Genomic DNA, 12,322 nt, shown 5'->3' on the forward strand with positions numbered 1-12,322 from the left:
ACAAACTTGATTGCCGTGTGGGTTTGCAATCTTAACGCTGGCAGGTCGGGCAGTAAAAGCTGGCGCGCTGGCCCTGCACGATACGCCGGATCGGCGTGGCGCAGGTTTTACAGGGTAAGCCTGCGCGGTCGTACACCCGTGTTTGTAGCTGAAAATACCCGAGTTCGCCGCTGCTGTGAACGTAGTCGCGCAAGGAACTGCCGCCTGCCGCGATGGCCGCCGTCAGTACCTGCTTGATCGCGGCCGCCAGTCGGGCACAGGCCGGGCGGCTCAGCCGCCGTGCGGCGGTGGCGGGACGGATGCCAGCGTGAAACAGCGATTCGGACGCATAAATATTGCCGACCCCGACCACCACCTGCGCATCCATGATGACCTGCTTGATGGCCGCGTTGCGGCGCTGGCATTGCGCGTGCAGATAGGCGGCGTCGAATTCAGCAGTGAGCGGTTCCGGCCCCAGATGCGCCAGCAAGGGGTGGTGCGTGGCATCGTCGGCCCACAGCACTGCGCCAAAGCGGCGCGGGTCGCGCAAGCGTAGCATGGTGCCGTCGTCGAATAGCCAGTCGACATGATCGTGCAGCGCTGCCGGTTCCCCGGGCCCGGCAAAACGCAGGCTGCCCGACATGCCCAGATGCACGATCTGGGTGGTCGCGCCAAAGTCGAACAGCAGATATTTGCCGCGCCGGGCAAGGCCACGCAGCGTCTGCCCGGCCAGTTTTGTGCCCAGATCGTCCGGCACTGGCCAGCGCAGGCGCGGGTTGCGCACCACGATGCGCGTCAAGGTGCGCCCCTGCAGACGCGGCAACAGTCCCAGACGGGTGGTTTCAACTTCGGGTAATTCGGGCATTTTCAGGCTGATCGATCGGGCCGGGGCGCCGGTAAAATAAAGGCCCCCGTGCGGGGGCGTGTGCACAACGGTTTTGTTCGCAGGCGGGAACCTAACCGATACACTGCAATTCTATACAACGCTTTTCAACCTGGTTTCTTCGGCTTTCCCTATTTTGAACTCACGACTTTCCTTGCTGCTGGCGGCAGTCCTCAGCAGTGCAGCGCATGCTGCCGATCCGTTCGAGGTGTTTCCGCGCGTGCTGCCGTCGCCTGCGGCCGACTTGCGTCCGGCCGCGGTGTGCAATCCGGCTGCACTGTCGGGCCCGCTCACCCTGGCGCATGCGGTAGAGCGCGCCTTGTGCGCCAACCCCGCCACGCGTAGCGCCTGGCTGGCGTCGCGGCTGCGCGCAGCCGAGCTGGGGCAGGCAAACAGTGCCTATCTGCCCGACGTGACGATCAGCGGCAATCTGGGGCGCAACGGCGACAGCGTGCTGCCGAACGATTACACTTCGTGGCAAATCGGCCTGGATGCGCAATATCTGCTGTACGACTTCGGCGGCCGCGAAGCGCGCAGCGAGGCGGCCGAATCCCTGCTGGCGGCTTCGCTCGCCAGCCATGAAGCCAGCGTGCGCGATCTGTACCTGCAGACCGTGACCGCCTATTTCAATCTGTTGACGGCCCAGGCTGCGGTAGTCGCCGCGCGCGAGGTCGAGGCATCGGCGCTGGCCGCGTTCAAGGCCGCCGATGCGCGGGTGGGCGCCGGCACCTCGATTCCGGTCGACCGCCTGCAGTCGAAAACCCAGTACACCCAGCGCCAGATCGAGCGGATTCGTGCAGAAGGCACGGCGGCTCGCCTGCAGGGCGAACTGGCGGCCTTGATGGGCGATGCCAGCCAGAACCGCTTTACGGTGGTGGATAACGATTGGGCGTTCAGCCAGACGCCGGATATCGACATCAAGGTGGATGCGCTGATCGAGGCCGCGCGCACCCGGCGCCCGGAATTGCGCGCGGCGGAGGCCACTCTGCTGGCGCGTGAAGCCGGGGTGAAGAGCGCCCGGGCTGATGGACTGCCGCGTTTGTCGGCATACGTGGATGCGCGGCGGCAGGACCTGGATGCGCTGGCGATCGACAGTTCCAGTGTCGGCGTCAGCCTGACCATTCCCCTGTTCACCGGTTACCGCAATACCTACCAGATCGCCGCCGCACAAACCCAGGCGGCCCTGGCGGCCGTCGACCGCGACAGCGTGAACAATCAGGTGGCACTCGACGTGTGGCGTGCGTATTACAAACTGAAAAGTGAAACCGAAGCGGACAGCCGCAGCACCGATCTGGTGGAAAGCGCGGCGGCGGCGGAAAAACTCGCGCTCGGCCGGTATCAGGCCGGGCTCGGCATTCTGCTCGACGTGCTGAGCGCGCAGGCCAGTCTGGCGCAGGCGCGCTACACCCAGTTGCTGACGCAACTGGGGCTGCGCGTGGCGCGCGCCGAGCTGGCGCAGGCGATGGGCGAATTGAGCTGGGACTGGATGGAACCCGCAGGGCGGGAAGGGACTAAATGAAAAAATTCTGGATAGTGGTTTTACTGCTGCTGGCTGGCGCGGCGGGATGGTGGTGGAGCGGCAAGGACAAGGCGGACGAGCCGCAATTCCGCACCGAGACGGTGGATCGCGGCGACATCAGTGCGCAGGTGTCGGCCAACGGCACGCTCAACCCGGTCACGCTGGTCAATGTGGGCACCCAGGTGTCGGGTACGGTCAAGCGTATCGAGGCGGATTTCAACCAGCAGGTGAAGGCCGGGCAGGTACTGGCCGAGCTCGATCCGGCTTTGTTTCAGGCGGCGCTGGCGCAAAGCACGGCCAATCTCGCCAACGCGCAGGCGCAGCTGAATCTGGCGCAGGCCAACGCCGCGCGCATGCAGACTCTGTTCAAGCAGGAATACGTGTCGCGACTGGAACTCGATCAGGCCGTGGCGGCGCAGGCGCAGGCCGCGGCGCAGTTGCGGCTGGCGCGCGCGCAGCAGACGCGCGACGAGATCAACCTCGGCTTTACCACCATCCGTTCGCCGGTCGACGGTACCGTGATCGACCGCCAGGTGGATGTCGGCCAGACCGTGGCGGCGAGCTTCCAGACGCCGACGCTGTTCCAGATCGGCAAGGATCTGACGCGGATGCAGATCGATTCCACTGTGTCTGAAGCCGACATTGGCCAGATCAAGATCGGGCAGCCGGTCAAATTCCGCGTCGATGCGTTTCCCGATGCGGATTACAGCGGCGTGGTACGGCAGGTGCGGCTGAACGCCAAGACCGAGCAGAACGTCGTCACTTACAACGTGGTGGTCGACGTTGCCAACGCCGATCTGGCGCTGATGCCGGGGATGACCGCCAATCTGCGGGTGCAGGTGGAAACCCGTCCCGATGTGCTGCGGGTGCCGACCACGGCCTTGCGTTTCCGCCCGGTGGATGGCGCGACCGACGGCGCCAGCAAACCGCGTGGCTCTGCGGTCTATGTGCTGGTCAATGGCAAGCCGGAGCGCGTGAGCATCAAGACGGGCATCAGTGACAAGGCGTTTACCCAGATCGTCGGCGGCAAGCTGAAGGCGGGCGACGCGGTGATAGTGGCCGATCTCGGTACGAAAAAAGAAAACGGCAGCGGGATGCCGCGCGGGCGCCTGTTTTAAATGACGGCACCGCTGATCGAGGTGACCGCCCTCGAAAAGGATTATTCGACCGGCGCCGGCGTATTTCAGGCGCTGCGCGGCGTGAGCATGACGATTGCCGAGGGCGAGTTCGTCGCCATCATGGGCGCGTCGGGTTCGGGGAAAAGCACCTTCATGAATCTGCTCGGCTGTCTGGATCGCCCCACCCGCGGCAGTTATCGGTTAAATGGCCAGGATGTCGGCCGGATGACGTCGGATCAGCTGGCCGCCCTGCGCAATCGTGAAATCGGCTTCGTGTTTCAGGGCTTCAACCTGCTGCCGAAGCTGACTGCGCTCGACAATGTCGCGCTGCCGCTGATGTACGCCGGCATGGCGCGCGAGGCGCGGCGGCAGCGGGCGCAGGCGGTGCTGGAGCGGGTGGGCCTGGGCGAACGCTCGAACCACACGCCGCTGCAGTTGTCGGGCGGGCAGCAGCAGCGGGTGGCGATTGCGCGGGCGCTCGCCACGCGTCCGCGCATCATTTTTGCCGACGAGCCGACCGGTAATCTCGATACCGAAACCAGCCGTCAGGTGATGGAGTTTTTCACCCAGCTCAATCGCGAAGAAGGCATCACCCTGGTGCTGGTCACCCATGAAGCCGACATTGCCGACTATGCGCAGCGGCGCATTCGCTTTCAGGATGGCCGCGTGGTGGAAGACGTGACCCGCGCAGAGGTCGCAGCATGATTTTCAGCAGCCTGTTCGAAACCGCCTGGCATGCGCTGGCCACGCACCGCATGCGCAGTTTCCTCACCATGCTCGGCATGGTCATCGGCGTTGCGGCAGTCATTCTCATGATGGCGATCGGCGCGGGCGCGCAGGAGATGGTGCGTGGCGCGATCCAGTCGATGGGCAGCAATCTGTTCATCATCATGTCGGGCGCCAGTACTTCGGGCGGCGCGCGGGTAGCGACCGGCAATGCGCCCACCCTCACGTTTGACGATGCCGATGCCATCCGCGACCTCAAAGACATTCTGGTGGCCGCTCCGGTGTCGCCGGGCAGTGCGCAATTGATCTACAACGGCGTCAACTGGAGCACCTCGGTGTTCGGCACCACGCCCGACTATATCCAGGTGCGCAACTGGCCGATGGCCGCAGGCGGCTTCTTCAGCGAGGCCGATGTGCGCAGCGGTGCGCGGGTGGTGGTGATCGGTCAGGTGGTGGCGAACGAGTTGTTTGGCGCCGAGGACCCGATCGGCAAGATCATCCGCATCAAGCAGGCGCCGTTCGAAGTGATCGGCGTGCTGGCGGCCAAGGGGCAAAGTCTGGACGGCCGCGATCAGGACGATACCGTAATCGTGCCGATCACCAGCGCGCAGCAAAAAGTCTTCAGCAGCAGCATCCGTAACCGTGCGCGCTTCGTCATGGCGCAGGCGGTGTCGGCCAAGGCCATGAATGACGCCGAAGCCGCCATCAACGACACCCTGCGCAGCCGCCACCGCATCGGGGTCGGGCAGGACGACGATTTTTCCGTGCGCAACCTCACGGCACTGGCCGAAACCGCTGCCGCCACCACCCGCATCATGAGCATCCTGCTGGGTACCATCGCCGCGATCTCGCTGGTGGTGGGCGGCATCGGCATCATGAACATCATGCTGGTGTCGGTGACCGAGCGCACCCGCGAAATCGGCATCCGCATGGCCATCGGCGCGCGTCGGCGCGATGTGTTGTGGCAGTTTCTGATCGAGGCGCTGACGCTGTCGCTGATCGGCTGTGGCATCGGCCTGCTGCTCGGTGTCGGCGGAGCGCTGCTGGTGAGCAGTCTGGCCGGCTTGCCGGTGTCGATCACGCCGACCTCGGTGTTGCTGGCGGTGGGCGTGTCTTTCCTGATCGGTGTGTTCTTCGGCTTTTACCCGGCGCAGCGTGCGGCCGGGCTCGATCCGATCGAGGCGCTGCGCTCGCAATGATGGCTTGCGTGAACCTTGCTTGCCGGGAGGCATCCAAGGCTTAGAATCATGGCAAGCCACTCCCTCGACAAGGTAATCCGCATGACGCAGTTCAAATTTCTTCCTCTTTACGCCGCCCTGCTGCTAGGCACTGCGTGCAGCCAGCCCGGCGTCAAGACGTCGCAGCCGGAAGCCGTGGCGACGCAGCAGGCGGCTGCGGACGCGGCAGCCGAGGAGGCGGCCAAGGCCAAGGCGGAAGCGGCGTATCCCAAACAGCCGCTGACGCCGGACATCCTGTTCAAGTTTCTGGTCGCCGAAGTGGCGGGTCAGCGCGGCGCGATGAGCGTGGCACAGCCGGCCTATATGGATCTGGCGCGGCAGACGCGCGATCCGCGTATTGCCCGGCGTGCGGCCGAGGTGTCGATGTTTGCGCGCAATCAGGCGGGCGCGCTGGAAGCGGCCCAGCTGTGGGTGGCGGCCGAGCCCGACTCGGAGCGCGCGCAGCAAACCGTGGTGGGCTTGCTGCTCAACGAGGGCAAGCTCGAAGAGGCGGAGCCCATCCTGCGCAGCCTGCTGAAGCAGAACCCGGCCAATGTGTTCATGCAGCTGTCTTCCCTGATGGGCAAGATCCGCGATCACCAGGCGGCGTTTGCGATGACGGAACGTCTGGCTGCGGATTACCCGGCCTTGCCCGAAGCGCGTTTTGCCGTGGCGCAGGCAGCCGCACACGATGGCCGCATGGACGTTGCGGTGGCGGCGCTGAAACAGGCCGATACGCTGCGCCCGGGCTGGGAGCCGGCCGCCTTGATGCGTGCGCAGATTCTGGCCAAAACTTCGCCTGCCGATGCGCTTGTCTTCATGCGAGAGTTTCTGGTGACGTATCCGGATGCGCGCGAGGTTCGGCTGGCCTATGCGCGTTCGCTGGTAAGCGTCAATCAGGTTGCCGAAGCGCGGGTCGAATTCACCCGGCTGGCCAAGGAAATGCCGGCCAATGCCGAAGTGACCCTGGCGGCTGGCCTGCTGGCGCTGCAGATGGACGATCTTGAGGCGGCGCGCAGTCTGCTGACGGAAACGCTGGAATACGACCCACGCGATGTCGATATGGTGCATTACTACCTGGGTCAGGTGGCCGAGCGCGCGAAGCAGCCCGACGTGGCAGCCGCGCATTATGCCGAAGTCAAGACCGGCAATTATCTGGTGCCGGCGCGCGCGCGCCAGGCCGCGTTGCTGGTGCAGGCCGGCAAGCCGAAAGAAGCGCAAGCGCTGCTGGCGTTTACCCATGGCGAAAATGAGGCGCAAAGCGTGCGCCTGCTGCAGGCCCAGGCCGAGTTGCTGAGCGACGACAAACAATATGCGCAGGCTTTTGCGACGTTGTCGGACGGCATCAAGCGCTATCCGAACGCGGCGGACCTGTATTACGACCGTGCCATGGTGTCCGAAAAACTGGGCAAGCTCGATGTGCTGGAAACCGACCTGCGCCGCGTGATCGTGCTGCGCCCGGACAATGCGCAGGCCTACAACGCGCTGGGTTATACGCTGGCGGATCGCACCAGCCGCCTGGCCGAAGCGATTACCTTGCTGGACAAGGCGCTGTCGCTGTCGCCAAACGACGCCTATATTCTCGACAGCGTCGGTTGGGCGCAGTTTCGCGCGGGCAATCTGGCCAAAGCGCAGGAATACCTGGAGCGCGCCTACGCACTGCGCACCGATCCTGAGATTGCCGCCCATCTGGGTGAGGTGATGTGGGCGCGCGGGCAGCGCGACGAAGCCGGCAAGCTGTGGCAGACCAGCCTGCAAACCCATCCCCGGAATGAAGTGCTGCTGGAAACTCTGCACCGGTTGAACCCCTGATGCTGCGCGGATTTGCGCCGCTGTGGCTGGCGCTGGTGCTGGGCGGCTGCGCCACCACGGCCCCGGTCCCGCCTCTCGCCGTCGATGTTCGCCTGCCGGCCAATTGGGCCCTGCAGGGCCGGATCGGCATTCAAGCCGATGAACAAAGCCTGTCGGGTACGTTTTACTGGCAACACCGCGGGCAATCAGATGAATTGTTGCTGACCTCGCCGCTCGGGCAGGGTGTCGCCCGGATCGTGGTCAACCCGGACGGTGCGCTGCTTGTCCTGCCCAACCAGGCAGAGCGCCGCGCGGCGGACGTCGAGACCCTGACACGCGAGGTGCTGGGGTATGCCTTGCCGGTTGCGGGTCTGGTCTGGTGGGTGCAGGCGCAAGCCGCGCCGGAACGGATAGCGGAAACCCGGCGCGATGCGGCCGGGCGGCTGGTGCACCTCAAACAGGATGGCTGGGTGATCGATTATCAATATGCCGCCGATATGCCTGCGCGCCCACGCAAGCTGGTGGTCACGCGCGACGGGCTGGAAATCCGCCTGGTTGCGGACAGCTGGAGCACCGAATGAGTCACGCTTACCCCGCCCCCGCCAAGCTCAATCTGTTTTTGCACGTGGTGGGCCGACGCGACGACGGCTACCACCTGCTGCAAAGCGCATTCCGGCTGATCGACCGCGCCGATACCGTGCATCTGGCGTTGCGCGACGATGGCCGGGTGGTGCGCGAAGGCGATCTGCCCGGCGTGGCCGAAGACGATGACCTGACGGTACGCGCGGCGCGCTTGCTGCAGACGCATGCTCCGGAAGGTGCGGGGGTGACCATCCGGCTCGAGAAAATCCTGCCGCTGGGCGGCGGCCTGGGCGGCGGCAGTTCGGATGCGGCCACCGTGCTGCTGGCCTTGAATCGTCTGTGGCAGGTTGACCTGCCGCGTGAAAGTCTGCAGGCGCTGGCGCTGCAGCTGGGCGCCGATGTGCCGGTGTTCGTGTTCGGCCAGACGGCTTTTGCCGAAGGCGTGGGCGAAGTTCTGAGCCCGCTGAACGTGGCGCCGGCCTGGTATGTGGTGTTGATGCCACCGGTGCAGGTGCCGACCGCTGCAATTTTTGCCGCGCCGGAATTGACGCGCGACACACCTACCCTTAGAATGGCGCGCTTTTCCGCAGGCATGGGTCGAAATGACCTGCAGCCAGTGGTTGTCAGTCGCTACCCGGAAGTCGCCCGTTATCTTGAGTGGCTGGCGCAGTTCGGGGCGGCGCAGATGACCGGCTCGGGTGCCTGCGTGTTTGCATCTTTCGAGTCGGAAGAGGCGGCGTGGGGCGTGCTGCGCCAATTGCCCGAAACGATGCAGGGATTTGTGGCGCAGGGTCTGGACAGGCATCCGCTGTTTGATTGCTGCGCCTGAGTTGCACTATTAAGTAGTACCCGTTGGGGAGTCGCCAAGTGGTAAGGCATCGGATTTTGATTCCGACATTCGTAGGTTCGATCCCTACCTCCCCAGCCAAGATTATGTGGGCAGCCGCCCGTGGCGGCGCCTGGAGAGAATGAACAGCCGCCAGTGGCGGCTGTTTTTGTTTCGGTATTTGAGCCCAATCGCCGGAGGCGTGCGTGTCCATAGACAACTTGATGGTGTTTAGTGGGAATGCCAACCCACGCCTGGCCAACGATGTGGTGCGTCATCTCAACATCCGTCTGGGGCGCGCCACTGTGTCGCGCTTTTCGGATGGCGAAGTCATGGTCGAAATCCTCGAAAACGTCCGCGGCAAGGATGTGTTCGTGTTGCAGTCGACCTGTCAGCCGACCAATGACACGCTGATGGAGGTGATGGTGATGGTGGATGCGCTCAAGCGCGCGTCAGCCGGTCGCATCACCGCCGCTATCCCGTACTACGGCTATGCGCGCCAGGATCGCCGCACCCGTTCGGCGCGGGTGGCGATCACCGCCAAGGTGGTGGCCAACATGCTGCAGGTGGCGGGCATCGACCGCCTGATGACGATGGATTTGCACTCGGATCAGATCCAGGGTTTCTTCGACGTTCCGGTCGACAACATTTATTCCAGCCCGATCCTGCTGGGCGATATCTGGAAGCGCAATCATCCGAACCTGATGGTGGTGTCGCCGGATGTGGGCGGCGTGGTGCGGGCGCGGGCGATCGCCAAACGTCTCGAATGCGAGCTGGCGATCATCGACAAGCGTCGCCCCAAACCGAACGTCGCCAAGGTGATGAACATCATCGGCGACGTCAAGGACCGTACCTGCATCATCATGGACGACATGGTGGATACCGCCAACACGCTGTGCGAGGCGGCCAATGCGCTGAAGGAACATGGTGCGAAGCAGGTGATGGCGTATTGCACCCACGCCGTGCTGTCGGGAGCTGCAGCCGAGCGCGTGGCGAATTCCGCGCTGGACGAGCTGGTGATCACCGACACCATTCCGCTACGCGAGGATGCACTGGCGTGCAAGAAAATCCGGCAGTTGTCGGTGGCTGAATTGCTGGCGGAAACCATCCGCCGCATCAGCAATGAGGATTCTGTCAGCTCGCTCTTTATTGAGTAGCGGGCGTCGAATACCCCTGGTCGCGGGGGTGGGTTGTTATTTACTTGTGTTGTGAAAATTGGAGAAACACTATGGAAATCGAAATTATTGCTGCCAAGCGTGAACTGCAAGGTACGGGTGCGAGCCGCCGTCTGCGTCACGCGGGCAAGGTTCCCGGCATCGTCTACGGTGGCACCGCTGCCCCGGTTCAGATCGAGCTGGATCACAATGCGCTGTACCACTCGCTGCGCAAAGAGGCATTCCATGCTTCCGTGCTGACGATGAATATCGACGGCGCCAAGGAATCCGTTCTGCTGCGCGATGCGCAATGGCATCCCTACAAGCAGCAAGTGCTGCACGTCGACTTCCAGCGTGTCGACAAGACCCACAAAATTCACGTCAAGGTGCCCCTGCATTTCCTCAATGCAGATGTTGCGCCCGGCGTTAAAACGGGTGGCGGCAAGGTCAGTCATGTGATGACTGAAATCGACGTAAGCTGCCTGCCCGGCAACCTGCCCGAATTCATTGCCGTGGACTTGGGCGGTCTCGAACTGGGGCATTCCATTCACGTGGCCGATCTCAAATTGCCTGAGGGCGTGGAATTCGTCGCGCATGTCCTGCATGAGAATCCCGCTGTGGCGTCGGTCACGCTGCCCAAAGGCATGAAATCCGACGAGCCTGCGGCCGGGGCTGCTGCACCCGCAGCCTGAGCATTGCGGCCGTCTGTCGTTGCGTTCTGAATCGCCATGACAGTGCCACGCCTGATTGTCGGCCTCGGTAACCCGGGGCGCGACTACGAAGAAACCCGGCATAACGCCGGGTTTTGGTTTTGCGCGCGGCTCGCGCAAGCGTGGGGGGCATCGCTCGCCATGGAGTCGCGCTTCCATGGCGTCGTCGGCAAAAATGCGCGCAATGTGTGGATGCTGTTGCCGCAAACCTTCATGAACCGGTCCGGTCAGGCGGTTGGCGCGCTTGCGCGCTTTCATCGCATCGAGCCGGCCGAGATCCTGGTGGTGCACGATGAGCTGGACGTTCCGCCCGGCCAGCTGCGCCTCAAGTTTGGCGGCGGCATGGGCGGGCACAATGGCCTCAAGGACATCACCTCGCACTTGGGCACGCAGGACTACTGGCGCTTGCGCATCGGTATCGGCCATCCGGGGGACCGCAACGAAGTAGTGAATTACGTCTTGCAGCCACCGCGTCGCGAAGAGCAGGCCGATATCGATGCGGCCATTGAGCGGGCGCTTGACCTGATGCCCTTGATCGAAAAGGACGACTGGAATGCGGCCATCCAGCGTGCCAACACCAAACCCGCACCCCCAAAACCCCAGGAAAAACCATGAGCTTGAAATGCGGCATTGTTGGCTTGCCCAACGTCGGAAAATCCACCCTGTTCAATGCGCTGACCCAGGCGGGTATCGCGGCGGAAAACTACCCCTTTTGCACCATTGAGCCGAATACCGGCGTGGTCGAGGTGCCCGATCCGCGTCTGAAACAGCTTGCCGAAATCATCAAGCCGCAAAAGACCGTGCCGGCGATCGTGGAATTTGTCGATATCGCCGGCCTCGTGGCGGGCGCCTCCAAAGGCGAGGGGCTGGGCAACCAGTTTCTGGCCACCATTCGCGAGACCGACGCGATCTGTCATGTAGTGCGCTGCTTCCATGACGAAAATGTGATCCACGTCGCTGGCAAAGTCGATCCGTTGTCGGATATCGAAACCATTGCAACCGAATTGGCGCTGGCCGATCTGGCGAGTTGCGAAAAGGCCTTGATTCGGTATGAAAAAGCGGCGCGTGGCGGCGACAAGGAGGCCAAAGTGATCGTCGAGGCCTTGAAACCGGTGCTGGCGACGCTCAACGAGGGGCATCCTGCGCGCGCAGCCGGACTCGATGCCGAGGGCCTGGAGGCGATCAAGCCCTTGTGCCTGATGACGGTCAAGCCCACGCTTTATGTGGCCAACGTGAGCGAGGATGGCTTCCACGACAATCCCATGCTGGATGCCTTGAAAGCCTTCGCCGCCAAGGAGGGCGCGCCGGTGGTGCCGGTCTGCGCCGCGCTGGAGGCCGAGTTGCAGGAATTGTCGGAAGAAGACCGGGTGGAATACCTGAAGGAGTTGGGCTGGGACGAACCGGGGCTGAACCGGCTGATTCGCGCCGCCTATGATTTGCTTGGGCTGCAGACGTATTTCACCGCCGGCGTGAAGGAAGTCCGCGCCTGGACCATCCACAAGGGCGATACCGCGCCGCAGGCGGCGGGGGTCATTCACACCGATTTCGAGCGTGGTTTCATCCGTGCCCAGACCATTGCCTTCGAGGACTTCATTGCCTGCAAGGGCGAACAGGGGGCCAAGGAGGCGGGCAAGATGCGTGCCGAAGGCAAGGAATATGTCGTGAAGGATGGCGATGTCATGAATTTTCTGTTCAATGTCTGAGCAGGAGGTTTTTGCGGGGAGTGTTTGACAGCCGATTCTGAAAGCCCCTATAATCTCGGGCTTCGTTTGGGTGGGGTTCCCGAGCGGTCAAAGGGATCAGACTGTAAATCTGAC

Annotated in this window: 12 protein-coding genes and 1 tRNA gene; 12 read left to right on the forward strand and 1 reads right to left on the reverse strand. The window is 63.4% G+C overall.

Annotation, left to right across the window (positions count from 1 at the left end; all coding sequences use genetic code 11):
- Positions 1 to 31 precede the first annotated feature (31 nt).
- Positions 32 to 844 carry a bifunctional DNA-formamidopyrimidine glycosylase/DNA-(apurinic or apyrimidinic site) lyase gene (gene mutM / locus IV098_RS02945; RefSeq protein WP_296886292.1) on the reverse strand — a complete coding sequence of 271 codons (813 nt, stop codon included), beginning with the start codon at positions 842 to 844 and terminating at the stop codon, positions 32 to 34.
- A 154-nt stretch (positions 845 to 998) separates the two neighbouring features.
- Between mutM and IV098_RS02950 the strand changes: the two genes are divergently transcribed.
- The 12 genes from IV098_RS02950 to ychF all read left to right on the forward strand — a co-directional run bounded on the left by IV098_RS02950 (position 999) and on the right by ychF (position 12,208).
- Entirely contained in the window at positions 999 to 2,381 is a 1,383-nt protein-coding gene (locus IV098_RS02950) for a TolC family protein (protein ID WP_296886295.1), read from the forward strand.
- Entirely contained in the window at positions 2,378 to 3,499 is a 1,122-nt protein-coding gene (locus tag IV098_RS02955) for an efflux RND transporter periplasmic adaptor subunit (RefSeq protein ID WP_296886297.1), read from the forward strand. The genes IV098_RS02950 and IV098_RS02955 overlap by 4 nt, the downstream gene beginning before the upstream one ends.
- A complete protein-coding gene (locus tag IV098_RS02960) occupies positions 3,500 to 4,204 on the forward strand; it encodes an ABC transporter ATP-binding protein (RefSeq protein ID WP_296886299.1) in 705 nt (234 codons plus the stop codon).
- A complete protein-coding gene (locus tag IV098_RS02965; protein ID WP_296886301.1) occupies positions 4,201 to 5,424 on the forward strand; it encodes an ABC transporter permease in 1,224 nt (407 codons plus the stop codon). Before IV098_RS02960 ends, IV098_RS02965 begins: the two co-directional genes overlap by 4 nt.
- A gap of 48 nt (positions 5,425 to 5,472) precedes the next feature.
- On the forward strand, positions 5,473 to 7,254 hold the full coding sequence (locus tag IV098_RS02970) for a tetratricopeptide repeat protein (RefSeq protein ID WP_296886303.1): 1,782 nt from the start codon (positions 5,473 to 5,475) through the stop codon (positions 7,252 to 7,254).
- Positions 7,254 to 7,814: a lipoprotein insertase outer membrane protein LolB gene (gene lolB, locus IV098_RS02975; protein ID WP_296886305.1), complete on the forward strand. Its 561-nt coding sequence runs from the start codon at positions 7,254 to 7,256 to the stop codon at positions 7,812 to 7,814. The genes IV098_RS02970 and lolB overlap by 1 nt, the downstream gene beginning before the upstream one ends.
- Entirely contained in the window at positions 7,811 to 8,644 is an 834-nt protein-coding gene (ispE, locus tag IV098_RS02980) for a 4-(cytidine 5'-diphospho)-2-C-methyl-D-erythritol kinase (RefSeq protein WP_296886307.1), read from the forward strand. The genes lolB and ispE overlap by 4 nt, the downstream gene beginning before the upstream one ends.
- 24 nt (positions 8,645 to 8,668) lie before the next feature.
- A tRNA-Gln gene (locus IV098_RS02985) sits at positions 8,669 to 8,743 on the forward strand.
- 104 nt (positions 8,744 to 8,847) lie between these two features.
- The gene (locus tag IV098_RS02990) at positions 8,848 to 9,798 is read left to right on the forward strand and encodes a ribose-phosphate pyrophosphokinase (RefSeq protein WP_296886309.1); all 951 of its coding nucleotides are present in this window, start codon (positions 8,848 to 8,850) and stop codon (positions 9,796 to 9,798) included.
- 71 nt (positions 9,799 to 9,869) lie between these two features.
- Positions 9,870 to 10,487 carry a 50S ribosomal protein L25/general stress protein Ctc gene (locus IV098_RS02995; protein ID WP_296886310.1) on the forward strand — a complete coding sequence of 206 codons (618 nt, stop codon included), beginning with the start codon at positions 9,870 to 9,872 and terminating at the stop codon, positions 10,485 to 10,487.
- A gap of 36 nt (positions 10,488 to 10,523) precedes the next feature.
- Positions 10,524 to 11,120 (forward strand): aminoacyl-tRNA hydrolase, encoded by a 597-nt coding sequence (gene pth, locus IV098_RS03000; RefSeq protein ID WP_296886311.1) that lies wholly within the window; start codon positions 10,524 to 10,526, stop codon positions 11,118 to 11,120.
- The gene (gene ychF / locus IV098_RS03005; protein ID WP_296886312.1) at positions 11,117 to 12,208 is read left to right on the forward strand and encodes a redox-regulated ATPase YchF; all 1,092 of its coding nucleotides are present in this window, start codon (positions 11,117 to 11,119) and stop codon (positions 12,206 to 12,208) included. The genes pth and ychF overlap by 4 nt, the downstream gene beginning before the upstream one ends.
- The last annotated feature ends 114 nt before the right edge of the window (positions 12,209 to 12,322 follow it).

The sequence above is a fragment of the Thiobacillus sp. genome, assembly GCF_018780105.1.
In the GTDB taxonomy this organism is placed as follows: domain Bacteria; phylum Pseudomonadota; class Gammaproteobacteria; order Burkholderiales; family Thiobacillaceae; genus Thiobacillus.

What these genes read in the sequence shown, in the direction of transcription:
- mutM (WP_296886292.1), bottom strand. Translation starts at nt 844, where the DNA reads ATGCCCGAATTACCCGAAGTTGAAACCACCCGTCTGGGACTGTTGCCG.
- IV098_RS02955 (WP_296886297.1), top strand. Translation starts at nt 2,378, where the DNA reads ATGAAAAAATTCTGGATAGTGGTTTTACTGCTGCTGGCTGGCGCGGCG.
- IV098_RS02960 (WP_296886299.1), top strand. Translation starts at nt 3,500, where the DNA reads ATGACGGCACCGCTGATCGAGGTGACCGCCCTCGAAAAGGATTATTCG.
- IV098_RS02965 (WP_296886301.1), top strand. Translation starts at nt 4,201, where the DNA reads ATGATTTTCAGCAGCCTGTTCGAAACCGCCTGGCATGCGCTGGCCACG.
- IV098_RS02970 (WP_296886303.1), top strand. Translation starts at nt 5,473, where the DNA reads ATGGCAAGCCACTCCCTCGACAAGGTAATCCGCATGACGCAGTTCAAA.
- lolB (WP_296886305.1), top strand. Translation starts at nt 7,254, where the DNA reads ATGCTGCGCGGATTTGCGCCGCTGTGGCTGGCGCTGGTGCTGGGCGGC.
- ispE (WP_296886307.1), top strand. Translation starts at nt 7,811, where the DNA reads ATGAGTCACGCTTACCCCGCCCCCGCCAAGCTCAATCTGTTTTTGCAC.
- IV098_RS02995 (WP_296886310.1), top strand. Translation starts at nt 9,870, where the DNA reads ATGGAAATCGAAATTATTGCTGCCAAGCGTGAACTGCAAGGTACGGGT.
- pth (WP_296886311.1), top strand. Translation starts at nt 10,524, where the DNA reads ATGACAGTGCCACGCCTGATTGTCGGCCTCGGTAACCCGGGGCGCGAC.
- ychF (WP_296886312.1), top strand. Translation starts at nt 11,117, where the DNA reads ATGAGCTTGAAATGCGGCATTGTTGGCTTGCCCAACGTCGGAAAATCC.